Source organism: Mesorhizobium sp. M5C.F.Cr.IN.023.01.1.1 (assembly GCF_003997585.1).
Taxonomy (GTDB): domain Bacteria; phylum Pseudomonadota; class Alphaproteobacteria; order Rhizobiales; family Rhizobiaceae; genus Mesorhizobium; species Mesorhizobium wenxiniae.
The window spans coordinates 118,870-141,069 of sequence record NZ_RZSU01000003.1; the positions used below are offsets into that span (position 1 = coordinate 118,870).

A 22,200-nucleotide genomic window follows, 5' to 3' on the forward strand; every position below is an offset into this window, starting at 1 on the left:
CCTCCGACCGACTGTGCTGACGCCGGACCTATTGCGTTCGGTCCGGCTGGCGATGATAGAGCGAAACAGTCCTGTCCTGCAGAACATCGAAGCCGTCGCAATTCACTGAGTGCCGATGGACGTTATGTGATTCAAGTACTGTGAGGCTGTCGAATTCCATGGCCGCCCCGCAGAACTGGGCCGCTTGCAGTACCAGGCATTCGATGTCTTCAAGCGCGACGTTTTCTGCGAGGTTTCGCAGCCGCACGGCCTCGGCCACCGCGGTGACATTGACCATTCCCTTATAGCGGGCGGCTGCCCTAACTTGCAGGTTAACGTCTTGACACAAATGAGCCGAGTAACCGTATCTCATGGAAAACCCTTCAGGACCGGTTTGTCCCTCGTTGGTAAGCATGCGCCATGACGATCCGAATGGCAAGGTGATCAATAAAATTATATCGTGAAATCAATAAGTTAGCATATGGCGCGGACTGTGCAGTCGACGCCTCACAGTAACTGTCAACCATTCACGCCGACAGCGCATGAACCGGCCTTGACGGGCGACGAGACTCTTCCTAATTCTTAGACAATTACTAACTTTGAGCGGCTGGAGGCAAAAATGGCCGACCTGGAAAGACCCGAACGACTGCAGATCATGCTAAATGCTGACGAATTGGCTGCATTGGAAAACTGGCGCTTCGAAAGGCGCATGCCAAGCCGGTCGGCGGCGGTGAGAGAGTTGCTGCGGCGCGGTCTTCATGCAGACGGATTTTTGACGGCAGCACAAGGTGCCAAGTCACAGGATTTTGGGATTCTGCCCAGTTCCGGGATTGTCGATGGACCGTCCGACGGCGGCTAGCCGTCTCGAACTGTCGCTCAAGGCTAGCAACCTGTTTCCTTCCGACTTGCCCGGAGCCTTGCCCGCGCTCTGGAACCTCAGGCAATCGTCGCGCGTTCGGTGACACGCGACTACGGTGCCACACCCGTTTTGAGGCACGTTGTGCACCGGAGCAAAGGCCGGTTGCATCAATACACAGGCCAGCAAGGATCGAAGCAGTGAGCGTGCTCTACCGCGCGGCAAAAATCGCCGAACAGGCTCATGCCGGGCAGATGGACAAGACCGGACGGCCCTATATCGAACATTGCCGCCGGATCGTTGATGCCGTCGAAACGCTCGACCAAAAGGCCGTTGCCTACCTTCACGACGTTCTTGAGAAAAGCGACGGTTGGGACCGCGATCGGCTGGAGGCGGCTGGTTTTGGAACATCCATCGTGTCGGCAGTCGATGCCATGACACGCAGGCCGGACGAGGACGACCTCACTTTCGTGCGCAGAGCAGCATCCAACCCGTTGGCGCTGCCGGTCAAGCGCGCAGATCTCGCCGACAATCTGTGGCAGGCACGGCAGATTGGCGCGCCGACGTCGAAGTACGAGGACGGACTGCGGGTCCTCGACGAAAAATTCTCCCAATGAGGGAAAGATTGCCGCCTGCGGCGTTACCCGCCGATGTGGAAATTCAAGCGCCACCTACTCGGGGAGGTGAGGCGTGTGTCGCTTGTCCTCGGCAAGATCGGCATCGATCCGCGCCTTGTCGGGATCGAAGGCACCATGGCGGGCGATGGCTGATGCCGGGGTGTCGGGCGTCTCGTAGGCCCACATGAAGTCGTCAGCCGCTCCGCCGACCGCGTGAACCCGCCAGTAACTTGCTGTGCCCTTCAGCGGGGAGCGCGTTGTGGTGTTCGTCTTCTCCAGAAGCTCGAAATAGATATCCTCGAAAGGGATGTAGAAAACGGGATCGTGTCCATCTTCATGAAGCACTTTTGCCCGCTCGGTCGAGGCAACAATCGCGTCGGAGAACCTGACCGTCACGGTTCCATTGAACGGGGTGACTGTAAGCGCGCCGGGGTGGCGAGCGGAATTTGCGGCTGAGGGCTGCATTCGACTTCTCCGTTGGCTGCGCTGTCTCTCACTAAAACGTAGCATCGCCCATCAGGGTTCCAGGTCGGCCAGGCTTCGGCGTCTCAACAAAATGCAATTGGTTCCATCCCCGAGTTCCGTCGCTCGGGCAGCGATGGCCGCCTGTGCGCGCCATTCAATCCACTTTCAAGGGAACGCTACCGCCGAAACTTCGTTCATCGGTCACCAATACCGTATCGGCGGCGGGGCTTCGCAAATGAAGGGAGATTGCCATGAAAGTCGGCAACTGCATGACGAGGAATGTCCAGGTCGCGAACCCCGAACAGTCCATTCGCGAAGTAGCGCAGATCATGGGCAAGCTTGACGCCGGAGTGATGCCCGTGGGCGACCACGACCGGCTGGTCGGGATGATCACCGATCGTGATATCGCGATCCGCGGCGTAGCATTGGGTATGGGACCTGACACCAAGGTGCGTGATGTCATGACCCCGGAGGTCAAATACTGCTTCGATGACGAAGACGTCGAGCATGTGCTTGAGAACATGGGCGACCTGCAGGTGCGTCGGCTTCCGGTTCTGAACCGCGAAAAGAGGCTCGTCGGGATCATCTCTCTTGGCGATCTCGCGACGAACGGCGAAGCGGCAGAAGCGGGAGATGCTTTAAGCGACATCTCGAAGCCCGGCGGCGAGCACTCGCAAACTGCTCACTGACTGGCGCTGCGACACGGCGGTGCCAGCGCCTGATGTTCTCGAAAGATTGCAAGCGCCCTGCCAAAGCCTATGGTGAAGGTGGGGCCTTTGGGGAGTGGCTAGATTGGGTTGGTCGCTGAACCTCGGGACGATCGCCGGCACCACCGTGCGCGTTCATTTTACCTTCCTGCTTCTGCTCGTCTGGATTTGGCTGACGCACTATCAGATCGGCGGCACGCCAGCGGCTTGGGAAGGCGTTGCCTTCATCATTGCCGTCTTTGCCTGCGTGGTCCTGCATGAGTTCGGCCACATCGCCGCCGCACGGTATTTCGGCATCAGCACGCCGGATATCACACTTTTCCCGATCGGCGGCGTGGCCAGGCTGGAACGCATGCCCGAAGAGCCGGGGCAGGAGTTCGTGATCGCGGTCGCGGGGCCGCTGGTCAATGTCGCGATCGCCGCGCTGATCTTCGTCTTGCTCGGCGGGTCGGCGGGTGCCGAACAGATGGCCGGGATCGAGGATCCGCGCATGAACTTTCTCGCCAGGCTTGCCGGGGTCAATGTCTTCCTGGTCCTTTTCAATATGATCCCGGCCTTCCCGATGGATGGCGGCCGTATCCTGCGCGCCGCCCTCGCCGCCCGCCTTTCCTGGTCACGCGCGACCCAGATCGCCGCCACGATCGGGCAAGGATTGGCCTTCGTCTTCGGTTTCCTTGGGCTGTTCTACAACCCGCTGCTGATCTTCATCGGCATCTTCGTCTATCTCGCCGCGGCAGCGGAAGCCCAAAACGCACAGATCCGCGAGGTAGCCACAAGCGTCCTGGTCGGTGACGTGATGATCACCGAGTTCGCCCGGCTGGGACGGTCGGCGACGCTCGACGAGGCAATCGAGATGCTGCTCGCGACTACGCAGCACGACTTCCCTGTCATCGACTCCGCCGGCCATCTTGAAGGATTGGTGACACGCAACGACATGATCCGGACTTTGAAGGATAAGGGACCCGCCGCACCGGTCGCGAGCGCAATGCGAAACGATATCCCGAAAATACATTACCGCAAAAGCCTGGAAGAAGGCCTGCGGCTCATGCAGCAGGCAGTTGTGCCTGCTGTTGCCGTCGTGGACAGTTCCGATCGGCTGGTCGGGCTCATGACACACGAAACCATAGGCGAGATGCTTATGGTCCGCTCGGCGGTTTCAGATGCCTTCCGATTTGGTCGTTTGCGTGGGGACAAACCGCGACTCACACGGATCTGAGCACCAGGATACTCTTTCTACCGCCGGATCGAGTGAGTGCGCTTTAAATGGTAAGCGAGCGAGCCGAGGCAGGATAATTGCGCCGACACGGGCCATTAGCCTTGCCTGGGAGCAGAACCGGCCGGAACGACGTCGTTCCGGCCGGCTCATCTTCTGTGTCTCAAGCGCCCGCGACGTGAGGCAGAAGTTCAATCGCACCGCGATAGATCATGTCGCCAGCTACGTAGAGGATGACCACCAGGCCGACATAGGCAATCCAACGGTGCTTCTGAAGCAGATTGGCGATGAGATTTGCAGCAATGCCCATCAGCGCGACGGAGAGGACAAGGCCGAAGATCAATACGTTCGGATGCTCGCGCGCGGCTCCCGCTACCGCCAGAACATTGTCGAGCGACATCGAGACGTCGGCGATGATGATCTGCCAGGTCGCCTGCGCCAGCGTCTTGCGTGGAGCTTTGCCAGCTACGATGCCGTCGTAGTCGACGTCACTTTCCGAAAGCGCTTCGATCGCCTGTGTTTCCTGCGCATGGTTTTGCCGGAGTTCGCGCCACATCTTCCAGCACACCCACAACAGCAATATACCGCCAGCCAACAGCAAGCCGACGATCTGCAGGAGTTGAGTCGTCGCGGCCGCAAAGCCGATGCGCAGAACGGCCGCTGCGATTATACCAACGACGATTGCGTTTCTGCGCTGCTCTTTGGGTAGTCCGGCCGCGGCAAGGCCGATAACGATGGCGTTGTCACCGGCCAGCACCAGGTCGATCATGATGACCTGCAACAGAGCGGTCATTGCTTCAGGACTAAAAAATTCTGTCATACGGCACCCTTGCGTTCAGCTAGGGGTGACGCGGCTTGCGACCATAACCGTAGAGCAACGCGGACACCGCGTATGACAAGAGAATGCCGCTACAGCTGAAGAAATCTCAAAGCCAGGCCACCCGGATTGAATTCCAGTCCGACATCACAGTCCTGATGGACTGCCAGAGGGGCCCGGCCTGGTAGCACCTAGCTATTGCCGGAAATGCGAAAACTCAAGGCTTAATTGTAATTCGGCATGTGCGGCATCGACCCTCGGCAAGTTTCGTACGCCAAGTCGATCGGGCACGCGGCCATTGAACGGGCCGGCAGCCGCAAGTACACTGAGACCGTGGGCTTCGGTCAGTCTCTGTAATACTCGATCTGCGACCGTCGATGGCGATGAAGGAAATCCGTCTTGGCTGTTCATCGACGATCGATCGGCCAATATCTGTTCCCAATCGGCTCGTTGGGTCTGGCCGCACTGATTCATTTCGGCGCCGCGTCGATCGAGCATTCGCCGCTTTCGATCAAGATCCTGGCGATGATCGTGGTCGCTATCTTCATCTTCGCGACCGTGTTTGTGGTTTTGCATCATGCCGAGGCCGTCGCACGGCGGCTCGGTGAACCTTACGGCACGCTGCTGTTGACATTTTCGGTGACGGCTATCGAAGCATCGGTCATCGTTTCGATGATGCTCCATGGCGAGAACAACCCGACGCTGGCACGCGAGTCCGTGTTTTCAACGGTCATGATCGTGTGCGCCGGTGTTGTCGGGGTCTGCCTCACACTGGGTGGGCTGAAGCATCGATATCAGGACATCAAACGACAGGGCACCAACGCTTCCCTTGCTGTCATTATGGCGCTGACGGTTCTTACGCTGATCCTTCCAAACTACACGCTTGCAACAAGCCCCGGTGCGTTCTCCGCATCGCAACTCGCTTTCGTGAGCGTTCTTTCAATCCTCCTCTATGGTGCCTTCGTCTTTGCCCAGATGGTGCGTCATCGGGGTGATTTTATCGAGGATCTGACGTCCAGCGCGGAACATGAGGCGCATGTATCTGAGGGTGGGAACGTGACCACAAACGTGCTCCTGTTATTTGGTGGACTGGCAGGGATCGTTCTTCTGACCGAGCAGGTGGCCGGCAGCATCGAGAATGGGCTCGAATTTCTTCAAGTTACCCAGGCGGACGCAATCGTGGGCTTCTTCGTCGCTGCGCTGGTGCTTATGCCGGAGGCGGTGTCGGCGGTTCGGGCAGCACTCAATAACGAACTTCAGCGAGGACTGAATGTCGCTCTCGGCTCTGCCTGCGCCACAATCGGCCTGACAATCCCGGCAATCGGTGCGGCGAGCCTGCTCACCGGACGAAGCCTGACTCTTGGTCTGGGCCCGGGGGACACCGTGCTTCTCATCCTCGCGCTTGCCATCAGCATCGTAAGCTTTGGGACGGGCCGAACAACGATGCTGACGGGGCTAGTTCATCTCGTCGTGTTCGTCGCCTATCTGTTCCTTATCTTCGTGCCGTAGAGCGCGGGGCCTGATCCTGGCGCTATGGCAGGGTCAACATGCTCTTCGCCTCGGCCCATGGTTCCTGGGGCGTAGCGATCAGCACGACCAGTTGAAGATGTCGATCGGCCGCTGGGTCGGCTTTAGACAGACACCACTAGCCGGTCGAGAAAAGGCCGCTGGCCGACAAGCAGCTTTTCCCGGGCCATATCGAGGCCGAACCATTCTGCGCGATCGATCTCTGGAAAGAATTGCATGCGGCCGCTGCGCGGCGGCCATTCCATCTCGAACATGTTGCTACGCAGGCTGCCGGCGTCGAAATCGCCTTCGACGCCGAACGCCGTGATAAACTTGCCGCCGCGCTGGCGCAGTTCCCCTAAGGGAAGCAGTGCTCCCTTGAGCTTCCAGCCGGTTTCCTCCACAAATTCGCGGCGCGCCGCAGCTTCCGGCTGTTCGTCATCACCATACTCGCCCTTTGCAATCGACCATGCGCCAAGATCGCGGCTTTGCCAGAACGGCCCGCCCGGATGAACAAGCAACACCTGCAGTTCGCTGGTCGATCTGCGGTAAGGCAGGATGCCCGCACTTCTTTTCGCCATCGCCTCATGCCTCTGCCATGCAGCATGCCGCAACAACGACAAAGCAGTTGCCGGCTTGGCGCAGCAGACGCTGTGCCAACGTCACGCGCTGGAAAGCACGTCGCCAAAAATGGCCTTTCGACACCCCGCTCGGTTCGATTTCGACCCAAGCACGCCTAGTCTGTTCACCGATCTTGCACGAACCGCGCGCTGCCGGCGATCTCGACGAAACGTCCGATATGGTCGGGCCGATCGGTTGGATTAGCTACCGGCTCGCCGAGCGCGAAAGAGAAGCTTCCGTTTGTTCGGCATTACTCAAAAATTCGTCGCGTTCGGCTATCCACAGATCCGCATAGTCGACATTCTGCCACTCGGCAAACCACGGACCACCGCTTGTATAGTGGACCGCCTTAGGTGTGCCATGCGCCGGCTTTTCGTTCCAACCTTCAAGCCAGTTCCACTCTACTGGCAGGGAGCCCAGGTCCTCGTCGGCGACCCACTGCATTCGATGGAGATAGGCACCACTTTCGCGGTTCACGACCTCTGGCGTAAGCGACTTAACCGAAGGGTGCGCGCAATTGAACAGCATCAGCGACGACCAGTTTTTTCGTGGGTAGGATGTCTGGACCACGCCGTCCATCTTGGTAGTGGCCTTCGGCGTATAGTCATGCTGGACGCAATAGACCGCCTTGTTGGATTTCGTGTATTCCAGCAAACCTGCGACGTCACCGAGCCACAGGAAGTCGCAATCGCAGAACAAAGCCCAACCCGTGTAGTCGGCGAGAAAAGGTGTGAGAAACCGCGTATAGGTGAACTCTGTTGACGCGAGTGGATCTTTTTCCCTCCAATACAGTCCACGGGCACGCAGTTCGTCCTGTTTGATTGGAATGACGGAGACAGGCACCGAAGCGTTTTTAAGCAAAGAGTGCCGTGCTACGTCGTAGGCGATCGGCTCGCGGCTGTCCCATCCAACGAATACCCTAAACGCATCAGTCATATTCAGTACCTTGGCTCCAATTTCAAAACGGTCGTACACTAACTGTCTGGCAACAGCTCGGCAACAATGGTGCAGAAATTAGCCAGGACGATTTCTGAATCGCACAGATTTGCCTTTCACGCCGGTCCTGCTTTCTTCGGCGGATTTCGTCTCGCTGCCCAATGCGACAAGCGCCCATTTCTGATAGGTGTAGCTGGCCGAATAAGCGGCGACCATCGCGCCGGTCGAACCGTCCAGAAATCCCAGCTTGAAAACATAGCTGTTCATATAGGCCCAGACCGAGCGTAAAACCGCCTTGCTTATCGAGCTTCTTTTGCCCTCGGCAAGCAGCCGCGCCGCGGACGCTTCTGCGTATCGGCCGATCTTGTCATGCGCGTCTGCCAGGTCGGCGATGGAGTCATGCTCCATAGGATGGGACAATCGCGTAACCTTCCCATTCACCACAACTTTCTCGTGCACCGTGTCGTTGCTGAAGCGCCCGGACTGTCGACGGAAAAGCCTGAGCACCAGATCGGGCGACCAGCCGCCATGGCGGACGATGTGCCCACAAAAGCGGGATCTTCTTGGTATTTCGAAGCCATCATAGCCTTTTGGGTTGGCGATAGCGGCTCTGATTTCTGCAGCGAGGGGTGGCTCGACCCACTCGTCGGCATCAAGCGAAAGGACCCAATCCCCCGTCGCCGCGGCGAGGGCACGGTTTTTTTGCGCGCCGAACCCGGGCCAATCGAGGGTAATCAGGACCTTGGCCCCGAGTCCACTGGCGATGTCCCTGGTTTGATCGGTGCTGTTATTGTCGAGGACGACGATTTCGTCGGCAAAATGTACCGAGCGAAGGCAACGTGCAATGCACGCTTCCTCATTGCGGCTGATTATGATGACTGAAAGCGCCGGCACGGTCAGACGGTTCCGGCGTCAAAACTGCTACTGTTGTTCAAAGAAACTGGTCCCCCGGCCTGTTAGCACTCCGAGCGATACTAACGGATTCAAAAAAAATGTCGAAATTATCTCAGGTCGAGACTCTCGTAGAGCGCTATCATTCTCCTGATCATGACGTTGAAATCGTAGTGTTCGGCCGCCGCTCTGACCTTGGCCGCAGTCTCAGGCCGTGACGACAGCTGCAACGCACGGGCAAGCCCGGCGGCGAGGTCGTTTACGCCGGCTGCGTCGCAAACAAGCGTCGGCTCGAACCGATCGACCAGCTCGCGCGCCCCACACCCGGTGCTTACCACGGCGGGCAAGCCGCTGGCCATGGCTTCGATCACCACTGTGCCGAATGGGTCATAAATGGAAGGCAGCACGGCAATGTCGGCCGCGCCGTACCATGGCAACATATCTTTCTGCGGCCCCAACATCCTGAGCCTTGCGCCAAGACCAAGTCTGTCGCCGGCCTGTTTGAAGGCATTGGCGCGCGAATCATGGCCAATGACCCACACCTCCGGCTCACCGTCCAGCGTGGCGACAGCCTTCATCAATGGAAGAAGTCCTTTTCGCGCGAAACCCGAACCGACAAACAGGACGACCGGCCTGTTATCGTCGACATCGAGCTGCGCGCGGACCGCGGCCCGATGCTGTTGGCGCAGCTCCAGGTTGAAGCGGTCCAGGTCAACCCCGTTGGGAACATGGTGCACACGTTCCGCCGGATAGTCGTAGTGACGGATAATGTCCTCAGCCACCATTTTCGAAATGGCAATCACAGCTTTAAGCCGTGGGCTGGCATAGGTTGTGCGTTCAAGACGCAGCGTCTGGCGATGAAAGGGACTCAGCGCCGTCGCTGCCCTGCCAAGCCGCGTCTCGAAACGACGCCGCTCGGCAAGATAGGCGGCATGAACGCCTTCCCCGGCCCGGAAGACATCGCAGCACGGAAGACGATCGTTGCTCTGCACCAGGGCCGGTGGCATTTCGGCGATCTTGCGGCATGCGGCTCGGGCAAAGGACGTCGCCCGCAGGGAGCGGGGAAAGCGGCGGCCGGCACAATGGATGAATTCTATGCCTTCGTATCGCGGCCAGTCGCCGGACAGCACAGCCACCGGCCGTTGACGCGCGGCGAACGCCGCCATGATGTTTTCCAGCATGATCTCGCCTCCGCCAAAGGGCGCATAGCGCTGGCGTACGAACAGGATAGGCGTCTTCGGTTCCGCCTGAACCCGTTGATTATGCTGCGATAAATCCATGCGATCTCGCTACGCCGTTGAGCACTCCGGAACCGGCGGATTTGATAAATCACGCAGATGAGCGCGATTTGACCAGTTTGGCTATCCGCCTGCACTTCTGGAGTGAAGATGTGGTTATCGCTAGGCACTTATTCCATAATTTTCCATGATATTTTTGCAGTATAAAATTTCTTTTTCGGTAAGGTAGTCCTTATACCCGCCAACTACGCCGCGTCTAACTTTAAAACTATCGGAATCGGTGCTGTCTGCCGTTCTTAAGCGGTGACCATAGCGCTCATCGCTTTGCCCAGAGGATTCCTTGTTTCTCATTGACTCAAATCGACCGACGTCAATTGCTTTCGTAATTTTCTCCTCGTCTGGTTCTACCTTCAACCATTTTGCGATTCGGCTAAGCTCGGAGAGGGCATCGCTGTGGAGCGCTTCGTATCGTGTGATCAACACATCGTCTCTTTCGCTGATTGCCGCCAGCCACATTGCATTGAACCGGACTGTCCTCTCGATACCAAACCGTTGGTCTCGTACAAAGCTCGACAAATCACCTTGGAATAGGCCGCGCCATGCTTCGCGTTTGGTGACATGAAAATATCCGGAAATTGTTGTGTCGATCGGATTGCGATGCAAAAAAATCAGGGGCCGCTTTCCCAAAAAAGCGTCGGCAGAGCGGAAATCTTTTCTGTGGAACGCGCTGCCGCCGTGGGTGTAATCGAGGCCGACGACAAGTTGATCAAGCATGACTCTTAACCATGTCCGCCCCGATTTTGGGTAGGAAATGCAAAGGCCTAAATTACTGGAATTTTCTTCTGCCTTCGGTTTGGGCCACCGCAGTAATTTCATGGTCACCTCGCAAACATCCCTATCAGCTGCCGATTGCTAAGGACCCGGCTTCCGGACCTTATGACATGACGACTCATGTCGATCAAACTTGGCCGATGAGCAACCACGTCTTTTGTCGCGCCTCGTCCATACGCTTCCCAATCGGGGCGGCGGATTGCGTCAACTGTAAATCACTGTTGCGGTAGATCAGGAAGTCGGTGCTGGCGAGCGGCGAAAACAGATTTGGGTCGATTGTCCACTGTTGCTTGCGGTTTTCCCAGCGGTGAGGCATTTAGAAATTAATAGGAAAGAGCGGATGAACACCAGCACCCCCGACCTGTCGTATGAGATTCCCGTCCCGAAATCGAAGCAGACTCGTGGATTGAGGAAAATCGAACGCCAGTTGAGGCCGAAACTGCGGTCGCTTCGGTGGCGGGTTGTCGAGCAGGTTTTGAGCTGGCGCAATCCCGAGGCGTTGGCTTTTTACCGCAGAGCCATGGAAACCGCATATCTGCCTGACGACCTGATCGACGTAGTCCCGCAACTCAAGATCCTGTACCTCGCCACGCCAAAGGCGGCGAGTAGCCGCATTCGCAGCAACCTTGCAGCCATGATCGGAAACGACACCGTGTCGGGGTGGCGCAGCGACCAGAACTGGAAGGTGCACAACCGAAAGGCGTCGAACTTGCAGGCGCCCCGCCATGGCGTCCTGCAGTTCTATCGCATGGCCACCAGTCCGGAAGCCTTGCGATTTACCTTCGTTCGCAACCCCTATACCCGGCTGTTGTCGTGCTGGGCCGACCAATATCGTGACCGTCCGCTTGTGCCTGGTTATGGCAGGGTGGAGGTCTATTTAGCCTACCGCGAAAGGGCTGATCCGGCGCTGCCTGTAGGACCCGACAAGAGCCTGTCCTTTGCAGATTTCGTCGCCTTTGCCTGCACGACTTCCACATGGCGCATCGACAAGCATTGGCAGAGGCAAAGCGACATCATCGACCTTCCAGGTGTGGCGTTCGACCTCGTCGGCAAGACGGAGACTTTCGCACAGGACTTCGAACGGGTTCTCGATCATGTCGGTGCAAGCGACGAGATGCGACGCGCGGCGATGCCACCTCTGCACACCTCCTCGCGCCGCAGGCTTGCCGACTATTTCACGCCAGAACTGGCTGATACCATCTATCGCGCGTATGAGCGCGACTTCGATCAGTTTGGCTATCCGCGCGCGCTTCCTGAGTAAAGTGGTCGCGCGGCGGTTTCAAATGTACCCGAACGCCTGCATCAGGGGTTTCCCACGCCCCTCGGTAAGCTCCATCAATTCCTGCTGACCCAGTTCGGTCTTCCAGCGGCCGCGGCCATCATAAATTGGCTGGTTCACTTGCTGGTTGCGCAATGCTGCATGTTGGGGTTGCGCATTAAGTGTGAACCATCGTTGCGGGTTCCGATGATAATCGAGCAGACTCTGGTCGAACGACAATCCCAGGAAGGTGCAGATCTTTTCGACGGTCGCTTCCGGGTCATCGACAAGATCTTCGTAGCGGTAAATCAGGACGTCCGTGCTGCCGCGCTCGGCAAGGACCATTGTGTTGTCCGAAATCCAGCGATCCAGGCTCGCGGTCGCATCGCCAAGCCGCCTTGTCAGCGAAGCAACGGTATCGCGCCCATCGCGTACCGGCATCACGAACTTCGCGCCCGGCACCAGGCGTCGTATCCGGTCGACACGCCTGATATGACGCGGTGTCTTTTCAAGCAGCACCGACTTGCCCGCCCCAATGGCCGCCCGTTTCAGCTTTGAGTAGCGATACAGCGCAAGTGGAGCCCATTTGAAAAACACGTTCGTTTCTTCGAATGGCAAAAAGACATCGGCATGCGAGGCAAGAATCGTAGCAATCAGCGTGGTGCCGCTATGTCCGCATCCGCAGACAAAGCCTGTGCATCGGATCAATTCACACCTGCCCTGTCGTCGGCATAAGATATGCCATGCCGCTGAAAGGCTTCGTCAAGCCGCTTCCAGTAATCGAGCCGCGCAAGCACATTGTCACAAAAGGCAATATCATCCGCGCTGAGGTAGTCCAAATAACCACCGACCTTACCTTTTCGAACCTTGAAGCTTTCCGGGTCGTCAGGATCGCGCGGCTGCAATCTCCCGCCATAGCGCGCACCCAGCTCTCCTGAGATTTCAGATTGCTGCATTCGTTTGAACGATCTGCTGACGGCAACATCGGCAAGCTGGGACTCCTCAAAGGTTTTTCCCAAAAATTTGCCGATGCTGCGCAATGCGTCGTTTGTATCCCGCTGCACATCTTCATAGCGCAGAAGCGCAATCTTTCGCATGTGACTTGCGGCCGCAAACCACTGCAGGTTGAAAAGGGCAATCTTCTCGACACCGTGTTTGGGGCTTCTTATACAATCGCCGATCGGACCTGCTTCCAACCCATGGCGTTTGTTGACCTGAAAATATCCAGACACCGCAGTGTCGCGGGGGTCTCGCGTCAGGAATAGAATCCGTTGCCGTTTGTAGCGAGATTTGTCGGGGCTGATCTGCGCAATGTCACGCAGATCCTTGTGGTCGGAACCGTCATGCGTGTAAGCCGCATCGATGCCCAGATCGTCAAGCATTACGCGCAGCCAGGTCCGCCCGGATTTGGGAAACGAGACGACAAGGAGGGGCGGCTTTCTGGCAAAAAAGTTGGAAAACAAACTCAATTGCGGACTCCGATTGCGGGCACTTTGATCGAGCAGATCAGCGATTGTAAATATCGATTAAGGCATTGGCGATCCGTTGCGAAGCCGGCACCTTTGGATCAATCGACAGATTGGCATTGAGGAAGTCCCGGCTTTGCTCAAAATAAGTCGGCCTTGACCTGACCGCAGCGCGGATATCCTCGACGAGGTCATGCTCCGACATTGTTGGTTTGAAAGCGCCCATAGGGCTGTCGAACTCGACCATGGGAGAAACCAGCGGAAACAGCACCACCGGAATGCCGCAGGCGATTGCTTCGTAAACAGTGGTGCTTGGGCGCGTTACGAGCGCCAGAGCGTCCGGGAGCAGCTGTGCGAAATCCAGGGTCGATTTGTTCGGCATATCGACTTTTGCGAACATCGTGGGGTGCACGCTAACGACATGGGGAAGGCCGAGTTTCGCACATGCGGCTGCCACGGCTTCAATCGCTTGGCGATCTGCGGGCTCTTCGATATCCCCCTTGAAGTTCACCAGCACAAAAAGCCCTTCATCGTGCCTGGCGCCAGCGCTTCCGACGGCACGCTCAATTACCGGGGAGCCGACAACGTATGTCGGTTGGCGTCTTTGCTGCAGCGCCGCTGGTCCCATCGACAGGATGTAGTCAGCTCTCACAAATCGATGCGGCTGCAGCAGTCGCGCACCGCCGATCAGCCCGACCACACGGACCATGCCGAAGTTGATGGAGTCTATGAATCGCCTAAAGAATTGCGGCGCATAGTCATTTCCAGTCACCAGCATGTCGCCGGGTCTGATCATCCGCTCGAGCTCGGCAAAGCCGATATGCGATATTCCCCGGGCGTTGAGTTCAGGTCGCGCTACGCCGCCGCGTTTCAATCCATCGAGATGCGCGAACACGCAGCGGATGCCGCGGTCAACCAGAATTTCTGCCGCGTCAGCCAGCAGCCGAACATTGTTGCGGTTGTGTGGGACGAAGTAGACAGTCCTCGTCGCTGCCCTGCCGCGGGCGTAGATACGCCCGCGCTTGAACAGATTTCCTGGATGAACAAGCCGGTACCCGGCGAGGAGCCGCTGCACAAAGCCTTCGCTGACAGGAGAAGCCGCCTTGGTTCTCGACCTACCCAAAGATATGCATCGCCTCTTATCCGTGAAATTCAGAACGGCCGCCCCGCCGGGTAGTTTACAATGCTCTTGCCGTCAAGAAAGGCGCTTGACCACTTCGCCGGTTTGGACCTGCCTGACACACTCGCGATGCCTTGCGTGGTGGATTCAAACAGTGCTGATGAGTGAGCCCATGTGGTTTTGTGCGTCTTCCATCACCGCGGCCCAAGGCCTTTCCCGTTTCGAGACCAGCACGGCGGAAGGATAATAGGGTGTGCGATCGCCCTCGACCGGCCAGGAACGTTTGAACCCATCGCCAAGAATGAAGACCGACGGGATGCCGAGCGCGCCCGCCAGATGCGCCCCGGTATTGCTGATGGTTACCACGGCGTCCATCGCGGCAACCTGCGCCGCGAAAAGGTCCATGTCGACAAGTTGGTCGATTGATCCGTCATGGAGAACACGCGCGAGCTCGCCATCGGTCAGGATCTTCAGGTCGGACGCGACCTGGCCATATTGCAGCGAAACGAACCGGAGGTCGGCACGGCTGATAAGCCCGCGCCATGCGGTAAGTGGCGGCAGGTCCTTGCCAGGATTGGAGCTGCCCCATGCGACGCCAACCAGCGGCCGGCCATCCTTCCGATAGCGGGCGCGAAGTTCAGCGACCCGCGCCGGATCCGGCTTCAGGGGGACGAAATGCTCCCGGATCGTGGTCTCATCTGTCTCGAACACGGCCGTCAGATGCTGAACGCCCGCAAAGGCCTGCGCCTCGCCATAGGCGGCCTTGTTCCCTGGACCGACAGCTCGCACATCAGCGGCGGGAAATGTCCGCTGAAAGAGCGGCACCAACCGGTGCTCGACCAGGACGATCAAACGAGCGGCCCGGGCGAGCGCACGGCCGACGGAACTCGCATGATGGATCGCGGTGGCCAGACCCTGCTTTTCGGTCTCCATCAGATCGACGAGTAAGACCTGGTTCGAGATATCCTGGCCGAGCCATTCGCCGTTGACGCGGCCCTCAACGATGTGGCGCCGGGCGATCTTGAGCTCGGCCGCCGGGCCGTAGGCGCCCATACGCATCAGCGCCTTGCTAAGCTCGTCGAGCAGGCGAACCTCGCCCCGCGACTTCGCAATCGACCCCAGAGCCAGGGCTTTCGGCAGTGCGGCCGACCAATCGCGCGCCTCGATGCTTCGCCGATAATCCGCCATCTGATCGGCAATGTCGCCATCACGCCAGCGAAGGAAAAGCTGCCGCCGGTGGCGACGGAACCAGACCTTGTACTTGTAGCCTGCAAGCGCGACACCGCGGCGGAACCGGCGAAAGAGTTGGCTACCGGCCATCACCAACTCCACCGATGATTTGCGTAACCCGTCCACCTGCTTCCTGCATTGCGGACGCCCATGCCTGGCCGCCCTTCCGAACCAGTCGAACGCTTGGATATGTGGCTACCGTCTCGCCAAAGGCAGGCCACGACAGCCGAAACCCATCGTCGAGCATGACGACAGTCGGAACGCCAAGCGCTCCCGCCAGATTGGCGCCGGTGTTGCTGATCGTCACCACCGCATCGAGCGCTGCGATTTGCGCGGCAAAGCGGTCCATATCCGACAGCTGGTCGACGGAAGCGTCATGGATGATGCGTCCCGGCGCCCAGCGTTCGAATTCGGCGAGCGCTGGCCCGACATCGCCATATTGCATACTGATGAAACGCCCCGGCAGATTGCCGAGCAGCGCCCGCCAATCGTCCAGAGCCGGCAGGTCCTTGCTCTTGTTCAGGCTTCCCCAGGCGAAGCCGATCAGAGGCCCCGAGCCGCGATCGAGATAGGTGCTGCGTAGCTCGGCCACCAGTCGGCGGTCCGGCTCCAACGGAATGAATGGCGCGCGCGCTGTCGGCTCATCCGGCCAGAAGTGCTTCGCCAGTGTCTCGAAGCAGGCGAAGACATCGGCGTCCGTCGCCGCCACCTCCCCTTCTCCTTCCAGCCTGATATCGAGCGCAGGATAGGTTCTGCGATAAAGTGGCGCGAGTCGCGGCTCGACCAAAACGGTGCATCGTTCGGCAGCTGCGACCACCGGTCCCAGCAGCGACGCGAACTGGAAGAAGATTGCAAGATCGCCTTCGCGCCGCTCGACGGCAAGCCTGCGACCCGCAAGATCACTGCCATCCCATTCGGGCCGGCCGGGCACTTGCTTGCTCGACGCGATCAACTGCCAGGCACGATTCCCGCCGCCGAGACGTCTCAGTCCACGCCCGGCTTTTTTGACAAGCCCGGGATCGCCAAGCTGCTCACCGAGCAGGCCGAGTGCCAGCGCATGTTCCCGGGCCGCCTGCCAGTCACGCCGCTCGATACTCTGCGCCATCAGGCGCACATGCCGCTCGACGCTTTCGTCAGCATGGCGCGAGGGACGCCTGAAAAACTTCTTTGCCCTATCGAGAACCTTCTGCAGCCGCTTGCCGTCAACACCTTGCGGGCGCAGGTCGGCGGCTTTTGCCTTTTCAAGGATGGATCGTCTGCTCGGCACAGCGACCCTCAACTATCGCTGGACGGCGTCGAACGCACCGTCAGGATCGACGAGAGCCGCCGGCCGACGTCGTCGAGCACCACCGGCCACGCACGTCCTTCCTTGCGAATGACGAGCCCTTTCGGATACCAGGGCGTTCGATCGGCAATCACTGGCCACGCTGTCTGAAACTTGTCGTCGATCAGGAAAATGGTCGGAACACCGAGTGCTCCGGACAGATGGGCCGCCGTATTGCTGATCGTTACGACCGCATCGAGCGCGGCGATCTGCGCGGCGAAACGGTCCATATCAACCATCTGGTCGACACTGTCATCATAGATAAGCCGCGCATCATTGCCGTTGCGCAGGCGCCGCAGCGCCGGCTTGATCTGTCCGTACTGGAGAGAAACGAACGTCGCTTGTGTCTGGGCGATGAACCGTGCCCATTCGGGGAAATCAGGAACGTCCTTGGTGTGTGATTTGCTGCCCCAGGACAGACCCACCAGTGGCAGATCCGTCATCGAGCGATAGCGCTTGCGGAATGTCTGGACGAGTTCAGGATCTACCCGCAGCGGCACGAAATCGGCGGCAAGTCTTTCGGCATCGCGGCCGAAAACCCAGGCGAGATTTTCGAAGGTCGCAAATTTGTCACCAACGACATTCTGCTGCGCTGGAACCACGGTCGCATTCGGGAACGTCCGCTGCACAAGCGATACGAGGCGCGGCTCGACCCGAATTGTCGCGCTTTGCGCACATCCAGCGGCGGCGCCGGCCAGTCGCGCATGGCGAATAACCCGGCCAAGACTGCGAGGGTCATCCTCTACAAGATCGATCAGCAGTGTATCCGAACCGAGGTCTTCTCCGGTCCACTCATTGGCAGCTTTTCCTTTTCGTTGCCGGCGAGCGGACAGCCGAAGCTCGGCCGCTCGCGCGAAGTTGCCCAGCCGTTCGAACGCCTGGCCTGCCTTCTGCATCAGCTCCGGGTCGCGGACACGATCGGCCATGATAGCCATTTCATTGGTACTTGCTTCAAGGCCTGTCCAGTCCCTGCGCGCGATCAGCGCGTCGACCTTGGCCTGCTGCTCAAGAACGGAACGAGGCTTGGAGCCGGTATACAGCGCCCGCACGGCCTTTGTGTATCGGCGCAACTGCAGGCCCAATCCACCTATCACATACCGGATGTAGGAACCGTGGTAAAAACTGGTCATCGGCCTTCAGCGCAATACGCTCTGCCGCAGCGTTTTGCCGCCTTCGACGATTGGAGCGGACGCTTCCAAATGGAAGATCGAGCGATAGATTTCGCTGCGCATGGCGAGTTCGTCATGGGTCCCGGAGTCCGCAAGCATACCAGCGTCAAATACCAGGATGCGATCGGCCGCCTTGATGGTTGAAAGCCTGTGCGCAATGCAGATCACAGTGCGCTGAAATGCATCGTCGAACGCAGCCTCCATGACCGCCCGTTCGTTTTCGCCGTCGAGCGCGGATGTTGCTTCATCGTAGACAATCACCGGAGCATTTTTGAGTAGGGCGCGCGCGATGGCAACGCGTTGTTTCTGCCCGCCCGACAGATTGGTGCCGCTCGGACCCACCAGCGTGTCGAGCCCGTCTTCCAGGCTCGAAGCAAAGCTTGTGACCCGGGCGAGGTCCGCCGCGGACTCGATTTCCAGATCGCTGGCGTTCGGGCGTCCGTCCCGAATATTGTCACGGATCGAGCCTTCGAACAGGAAAACATCCTGTGAAACCAGGGCGATATTGTCGCGAACGTCGGCCAGGCTGATCTTCGAAATGTCCTTTCCGTCGAGGAGAATCCTGCCCCTGTCCGGCTCCATCAGGCGCAGGATGAGATTGACGATGGTCGTTTTGCCGGCGCCGGAGCGGCCGACGATCGCCAGCTTCTCACGAGGCCGCACCTCGAAGGAAACACCGTGCAGCGCAGGGCTATTCCCTTCATAGGAGAAGGCCACATCTTCAAAACGGAGGCCGCCCTCGACATCGGTGAGGTGCTCACCCGCGGTTGCGAGTTGTCGCTGTTCGGGCGTGTCGATCAAATCATACATCTGACCGACGGCCACCATTTGCTTCTGGATGTCGACATTGACCCGGGCCAGCCGCTTGGCGGGTTCATAGGCAAGCATAAAGGCGGTTATGAAGGCCATAAATTCGCCCGGCGTCTTGCCGTTGCCGAGGGTCTGCCAACTGGCGTAAATAATGAAAAGGCCAATGATGAAGCCGCCGCCTGTCTCCATCAATGGACTCATCAACGCCGATGTGCGGTTGATCTGGATGCCGCGCCTTTCCATCTTGCGGACGGCCTTCGCGAAGCTGGCGGCCGCCTTGTCTTCGAGTTGGAAGGACTTGATGGTGCGGATACCTTCGACGGCTTCCGTGCCGATCGACTGGACCAGTGCTGCCAACTCCGTCTCGCCCCTTGCCAGCGCCTTGAGCTTCCTGGTTATCGCGCCCACCGATAGGAATAGCAGCGGTAGAACCGCCACCGATATCAGCGACATCATTGGATCCTGCTTGACCATGACGCTTGCCAGGGCAATCAGCTTCAGCACATCGGAGACGGTGCTGCTCGTGATGGTGAGAATAACGGCGGCCCCGGCGCGCGCGTTGAACATGATCTTGGAGACGAATTTCGCCGGATGCTGGTTAGCGAATCGGTTGATGTCGAAACGCACCATTCGGGAAAACTGGCGGTTTTGAAGGTCCGAAACGATAGCCCGGCGAACCTTCCCCGTTGTGATGGTCTGGCAGTAGTCGGCGATCCCCTTGACCAGGAAAATGCCGACAATCACGGCGCTGATACCCCATGCGGCGGCAGCGTTCCGTTCTACATAAATGCTATTGATCATGACACTCATGATCCAAGCCGTTGCGCCGGTCGCCGCCGCAGCGACGATCGAACACAGCAAACCGGTGAGATACAGCCTTATGTGCGGCGGCAGGTTCTCCACGATCAGGCGCTTGACCAGCGGGTATGCCAGGGCGGCTGAAATTCGTTTCTTTGCGCTCATTCCGTTTCCCGATGCGATGTATCGTTGTCTGACGACCCTCGCTCCTGCCGATCCATGAAAATTTTCTCGGCGCCGTCACACATGCGCCAAACTGGTACCCGACGTCTGACTTCGTTCGAAGTTATAGTCAATCTTGAATCCTCCTGATTGCGGCTAGCGGCGAAGCGGACTAAGTGTCGGGCATTGCTGTCGGCGGCCGGCTAAGAAGATCATGGAGCCATTGTGACATTGCTAGAGCGAGTTCGACGAAAGTATTTTCGGCTCCGCCACCAACTCGGATACATTAAACCTATTCGCTTGATGGCATCGAACAAATCAAACACGAAGTATGACGACTTTGTCACTTCTGGCACCGTTACAATCCGCAAAACCTCAATATTCACTTCTGACGATATATTCTTCACGATGGGGAGTTGCTTCGCGCAGGAAATTCGACGTGCATTGACAAGCAGACAGATCGCATGCGTTCCGTCTTACAGAAATATCAGCTTCGACCCGACACAGGCCATCGTAGATGAGCTGCCTCGGCAGGAGCATATGAACTTCTACAACACCTTCACCGTTCGCCTTCAGGTCGAGCAAATGCTTGGGTTATGGGATCAGGCCCATGACGACTGGTGGCAGGTCAAGAAACGTGCTCCTTGGGGCCCAATCTGCTTTCAGGACCCGTACCGCCGCGGCATCTTCGCCAAATCTCCGCAAGTTCTCAGAAAGGTGATCGAGAGCATAAACGGAGAGATGCGGGTTGGCTTCGATGCAGCCACGGCATTCATATTCACCTTCGGAATGACTGAGGTCTTCATCAACAAATCCAGTGGCAAAGCAGCAGCACAGAAACCGCTTTATCGTGGCGGAGGCGGAATGCAGGAAACGACGCTTCACGTCAGCGGCTTTCAGGAAAACTACGCCAACGTGATGGCTACCGTGGACATGGTCCGTCAACACAAACCCGATGCACCGATAATTCTCACAGTCTCACCGGTTGCATTAGCTCGGACATTTCAAGACATGGATGTCGTCACTGCGAGCACTGAAGGCAAGTCCGTTCTTCGGGCCGTGCTTGGTCAAGTCTGCCGGGAACGGGACAATGTCCATTACCTTCCCTCATTCGAGCTTGTCACCTATGGAGGCCTTGCTCGTAGCTATAGAGAGGACTTACGGCACGTAAAGAAATCGGTCGTCGAGGAGATCGTTGAACAGTTTTTCAATGCATACTTTTCTCCGTCGCAGGCGCCATCACGCGGGAATTGACACCCTGTGCCTTGCCGCCGTGACATCTCTCTCTTGATGTCTATGGAAAGTAGCCGCAGCCATTCAGCGCTAGCTTGCCTTTACGACAATCGCCTGCCCCGTTGGAAGCTCGATGATGCCTTCCGGGCGGTTTTCAAAGAATTGATCAAAGGCCTTTCGGGCTCCAGGACAGAGTCCAGAGCCGTAGTCGTCACATATGATCATGCCATTCGCGCACACCCGATCGTAGAAGAAGGCAAGCGCGTCACGTGTCGGCTCGTATAGATCGACGTCAATATGGACCAGGGCGAAACGCCGGTCGGATACGCTGGAAAAGGTTTCTGGTATCCATCCCACATGAAAAGTGGTGTTGCTGAAGCCGGAAATATTCTCTCTGGCTATCTTCTCGTCGGTGCTGAGATCGCCGGACTTCCATGGCGTTCGGCCGTTTGGCTTGCGATCCTCTGCGGTTGGTTCGGAGAGGCCAGCGAACGAGTCGAAAAGGTGGTAGTGCCGTGGCCGAAGATCGCTCATCAGCATGAATATCGTCGACCGGCCTTGCCTTACGCCGCATTCGGCCACATCGCCATCGATACGCTCGATCGATCGCAAGCAGCTTTGCAGGACGAAAGCCCGGGGATCTGGAATCCCGCGGATGTTTTTGACCCGCTGCAGCGCCTTTCGGAAAAATGGCTGGTCCTTCCAGATCATATGACTGGAATAAACATAGAAGCCGTATTTGTCGGCCTGCTTCTGAGAAACCTTATACCAAGCCACGCCTCTGCGTTTCTTCGAAACAACAGCGCGCGCCATATCTCTTAATTTCATCGGTACCAGCATTTTCTATGTTCATAAAACGGGCGGAATCGAAAGCTCTGCCGGCATCAGACGCGGAATGAAGTCGAGTTCCGGCTGCAGGACATGGGCTTTTCGAGCGCGCAAGAGAGCACTTT

23 protein-coding genes are annotated in these 22,200 nt (G+C 58.1%); 7 read left to right on the forward strand and 16 right to left on the reverse strand.

Features of this window, described 5'->3' with window-relative positions:
* Positions 1 to 28: 28 nt before the first annotated feature.
* Entirely contained in the window at positions 29 to 394 is a 366-nt protein-coding gene (locus EOA78_RS02460) for a hypothetical protein (protein ID WP_127313714.1), read from the reverse strand.
* A gap of 204 nt (positions 395 to 598) precedes the next feature.
* Here EOA78_RS02460 and EOA78_RS02465 point away from each other — a divergent pair, with 204 nt between their 5' ends.
* Together EOA78_RS02465 and EOA78_RS02470 are read left to right on the forward strand one after the other, a co-directional pair.
* On the forward strand, positions 599 to 838 hold the full coding sequence (locus tag EOA78_RS02465) for a hypothetical protein (protein WP_127313715.1): 240 nt from the start codon (positions 599 to 601) through the stop codon (positions 836 to 838).
* 197 nt (positions 839 to 1,035) lie between these two features.
* Positions 1,036 to 1,452: an HD domain-containing protein gene (locus EOA78_RS02470; RefSeq protein WP_127313716.1), complete on the forward strand. Its 417-nt coding sequence runs from the start codon at positions 1,036 to 1,038 to the stop codon at positions 1,450 to 1,452.
* 54 nt (positions 1,453 to 1,506) lie between these two features.
* Here the strand turns inward: EOA78_RS02470 and EOA78_RS02475 are convergent, their stop codons facing one another.
* Positions 1,507 to 1,917 carry a DUF427 domain-containing protein gene (locus EOA78_RS02475; RefSeq protein ID WP_127313717.1) on the reverse strand — a complete coding sequence of 137 codons (411 nt, stop codon included), beginning with the start codon at positions 1,915 to 1,917 and terminating at the stop codon, positions 1,507 to 1,509.
* A 251-nt stretch (positions 1,918 to 2,168) separates the two neighbouring features.
* Between EOA78_RS02475 and EOA78_RS02480 the strand changes: the two genes are divergently transcribed.
* Together EOA78_RS02480 and EOA78_RS02485 are read left to right on the forward strand one after the other, a co-directional pair.
* On the forward strand, positions 2,169 to 2,606 hold the full coding sequence (locus EOA78_RS02480; protein ID WP_065007865.1) for a CBS domain-containing protein: 438 nt from the start codon (positions 2,169 to 2,171) through the stop codon (positions 2,604 to 2,606).
* A gap of 103 nt (positions 2,607 to 2,709) precedes the next feature.
* Positions 2,710 to 3,840 (forward strand): site-2 protease family protein, encoded by a 1,131-nt coding sequence (locus EOA78_RS02485; protein WP_127313718.1) that lies wholly within the window; start codon positions 2,710 to 2,712, stop codon positions 3,838 to 3,840.
* Positions 3,841 to 4,000: 160 nt separating this feature from the next.
* On the opposite strand, the gene EOA78_RS02490 is transcribed toward EOA78_RS02485, so the two are convergent.
* On the reverse strand, positions 4,001 to 4,657 hold the full coding sequence (locus tag EOA78_RS02490) for a TerC family protein (protein WP_127313719.1): 657 nt from the start codon (positions 4,655 to 4,657) through the stop codon (positions 4,001 to 4,003).
* A 396-nt stretch (positions 4,658 to 5,053) separates the two neighbouring features.
* On the opposite strand from EOA78_RS02490, the gene EOA78_RS02495 reads away from it, so the two are divergent.
* Positions 5,054 to 6,163 carry an ionic transporter gene (locus EOA78_RS02495; protein ID WP_245477104.1) on the forward strand — a complete coding sequence of 370 codons (1,110 nt, stop codon included), beginning with the start codon at positions 5,054 to 5,056 and terminating at the stop codon, positions 6,161 to 6,163.
* A gap of 122 nt (positions 6,164 to 6,285) precedes the next feature.
* Here EOA78_RS02495 and EOA78_RS02500 read toward each other — a convergent pair whose 3' ends face one another.
* The 5 genes from EOA78_RS02500 to EOA78_RS02520 form a co-directional block, all read right to left on the reverse strand.
* Complete coding sequence (locus tag EOA78_RS02500) at positions 6,286 to 6,741, reverse strand: NUDIX domain-containing protein (RefSeq protein WP_127313720.1); 456 nt, start codon at positions 6,739 to 6,741, stop codon at positions 6,286 to 6,288.
* A 244-nt stretch (positions 6,742 to 6,985) separates the two neighbouring features.
* Complete coding sequence (locus tag EOA78_RS02505) at positions 6,986 to 7,717, reverse strand: hypothetical protein (protein WP_051695823.1); 732 nt, start codon at positions 7,715 to 7,717, stop codon at positions 6,986 to 6,988.
* A gap of 78 nt (positions 7,718 to 7,795) precedes the next feature.
* Positions 7,796 to 8,611 (reverse strand): glycosyltransferase family 2 protein, encoded by an 816-nt coding sequence (locus EOA78_RS02510; protein ID WP_206533401.1) that lies wholly within the window; start codon positions 8,609 to 8,611, stop codon positions 7,796 to 7,798.
* Between the two features lie 107 nt (positions 8,612 to 8,718).
* Positions 8,719 to 9,888, reverse strand: a complete 1,170-nt coding sequence (locus tag EOA78_RS02515; protein WP_127313722.1) for a glycosyltransferase family 4 protein — start codon at positions 9,886 to 9,888, stop codon at positions 8,719 to 8,721.
* A gap of 120 nt (positions 9,889 to 10,008) precedes the next feature.
* Positions 10,009 to 10,620 carry a sulfotransferase domain-containing protein gene (locus EOA78_RS02520; RefSeq protein WP_164783608.1) on the reverse strand — a complete coding sequence of 204 codons (612 nt, stop codon included), beginning with the start codon at positions 10,618 to 10,620 and terminating at the stop codon, positions 10,009 to 10,011.
* Between the two features lie 343 nt (positions 10,621 to 10,963).
* Between EOA78_RS02520 and EOA78_RS02525 the strand changes: the two genes are divergently transcribed.
* Positions 10,964 to 11,938, forward strand: a complete 975-nt coding sequence (locus EOA78_RS02525) for a sulfotransferase family 2 domain-containing protein (protein WP_127313724.1) — start codon at positions 10,964 to 10,966, stop codon at positions 11,936 to 11,938.
* 18 nt (positions 11,939 to 11,956) lie between these two features.
* Here the strand turns inward: EOA78_RS02525 and EOA78_RS02530 are convergent, their stop codons facing one another.
* From EOA78_RS02530 to EOA78_RS02560, 7 genes are all read right to left on the reverse strand, one after another.
* Positions 11,957 to 12,643, reverse strand: coding sequence for a sulfotransferase (locus EOA78_RS02530; RefSeq protein ID WP_065007879.1), 687 nt, complete (start codon positions 12,641 to 12,643; stop codon positions 11,957 to 11,959).
* Positions 12,640 to 13,404, reverse strand: a complete 765-nt coding sequence (locus EOA78_RS02535; RefSeq protein WP_127313725.1) for a sulfotransferase domain-containing protein — start codon at positions 13,402 to 13,404, stop codon at positions 12,640 to 12,642. Before EOA78_RS02535 ends, EOA78_RS02530 begins: the two co-directional genes overlap by 4 nt.
* A 37-nt stretch (positions 13,405 to 13,441) precedes the next feature.
* Positions 13,442 to 14,476 carry a hypothetical protein gene (locus EOA78_RS02540; protein ID WP_127313726.1) on the reverse strand — a complete coding sequence of 345 codons (1,035 nt, stop codon included), beginning with the start codon at positions 14,474 to 14,476 and terminating at the stop codon, positions 13,442 to 13,444.
* A gap of 192 nt (positions 14,477 to 14,668) precedes the next feature.
* A complete protein-coding gene (locus tag EOA78_RS02545; protein ID WP_127313727.1) occupies positions 14,669 to 15,841 on the reverse strand; it encodes a hypothetical protein in 1,173 nt (390 codons plus the stop codon).
* Positions 15,831 to 17,018 (reverse strand): hypothetical protein, encoded by a 1,188-nt coding sequence (locus EOA78_RS02550; protein WP_127313728.1) that lies wholly within the window; start codon positions 17,016 to 17,018, stop codon positions 15,831 to 15,833. The genes EOA78_RS02545 and EOA78_RS02550 overlap by 11 nt, the downstream gene beginning before the upstream one ends.
* An 8-nt stretch (positions 17,019 to 17,026) precedes the next feature.
* Entirely contained in the window at positions 17,027 to 18,205 is a 1,179-nt protein-coding gene (locus tag EOA78_RS02555) for a hypothetical protein (RefSeq protein WP_127313729.1), read from the reverse strand.
* 6 nt (positions 18,206 to 18,211) lie between these two features.
* A complete protein-coding gene (locus EOA78_RS02560; protein WP_164783611.1) occupies positions 18,212 to 19,957 on the reverse strand; it encodes an ABC transporter ATP-binding protein in 1,746 nt (581 codons plus the stop codon).
* Between the two features lie 360 nt (positions 19,958 to 20,317).
* Between EOA78_RS02560 and EOA78_RS02565 the strand changes: the two genes are divergently transcribed.
* Positions 20,318 to 21,268: a GSCFA domain-containing protein gene (locus tag EOA78_RS02565; protein ID WP_127313730.1), complete on the forward strand. Its 951-nt coding sequence runs from the start codon at positions 20,318 to 20,320 to the stop codon at positions 21,266 to 21,268.
* A gap of 69 nt (positions 21,269 to 21,337) precedes the next feature.
* Here EOA78_RS02565 and EOA78_RS02570 read toward each other — a convergent pair whose 3' ends face one another.
* On the reverse strand, positions 21,338 to 22,087 hold the full coding sequence (locus EOA78_RS02570) for a TylF/MycF/NovP-related O-methyltransferase (protein WP_127313731.1): 750 nt from the start codon (positions 22,085 to 22,087) through the stop codon (positions 21,338 to 21,340).
* Positions 22,088 to 22,200: the final 113 nt, after the last annotated feature.

Bases quoted from the DNA above. Each gene is read 5' to 3' on its own strand.
- EOA78_RS02565 (WP_127313730.1), top strand. From the start codon at position 20,318: ATGGCATCGAACAAATCAAACACGAAGTATGACGACTTTGTCACTTCT.
- EOA78_RS02480 (WP_065007865.1), top strand. From the start codon at position 2,169: ATGAAAGTCGGCAACTGCATGACGAGGAATGTCCAGGTCGCGAACCCC.
- EOA78_RS02500 (WP_127313720.1), bottom strand. From the start codon at position 6,741: ATGGCGAAAAGAAGTGCGGGCATCCTGCCTTACCGCAGATCGACCAGC.
- EOA78_RS02570 (WP_127313731.1), bottom strand. From the start codon at position 22,087: ATGCTGGTACCGATGAAATTAAGAGATATGGCGCGCGCTGTTGTTTCG.
- EOA78_RS02465 (WP_127313715.1), top strand. From the start codon at position 599: ATGGCCGACCTGGAAAGACCCGAACGACTGCAGATCATGCTAAATGCT.
- EOA78_RS02460 (WP_127313714.1), bottom strand. From the start codon at position 394: ATGCTTACCAACGAGGGACAAACCGGTCCTGAAGGGTTTTCCATGAGA.
- EOA78_RS02505 (WP_051695823.1), bottom strand. From the start codon at position 7,717: ATGACTGATGCGTTTAGGGTATTCGTTGGATGGGACAGCCGCGAGCCG.
- EOA78_RS02490 (WP_127313719.1), bottom strand. From the start codon at position 4,657: ATGACAGAATTTTTTAGTCCTGAAGCAATGACCGCTCTGTTGCAGGTC.
- EOA78_RS02555 (WP_127313729.1), bottom strand. From the start codon at position 18,205: ATGACCAGTTTTTACCACGGTTCCTACATCCGGTATGTGATAGGTGGA.
- EOA78_RS02545 (WP_127313727.1), bottom strand. From the start codon at position 15,841: ATGGCCGGTAGCCAACTCTTTCGCCGGTTCCGCCGCGGTGTCGCGCTT.
- EOA78_RS02520 (WP_164783608.1), bottom strand. From the start codon at position 10,620: ATGCTTGATCAACTTGTCGTCGGCCTCGATTACACCCACGGCGGCAGC.
- EOA78_RS02515 (WP_127313722.1), bottom strand. From the start codon at position 9,888: ATGGATTTATCGCAGCATAATCAACGGGTTCAGGCGGAACCGAAGACG.
- EOA78_RS02475 (WP_127313717.1), bottom strand. From the start codon at position 1,917: ATGCAGCCCTCAGCCGCAAATTCCGCTCGCCACCCCGGCGCGCTTACA.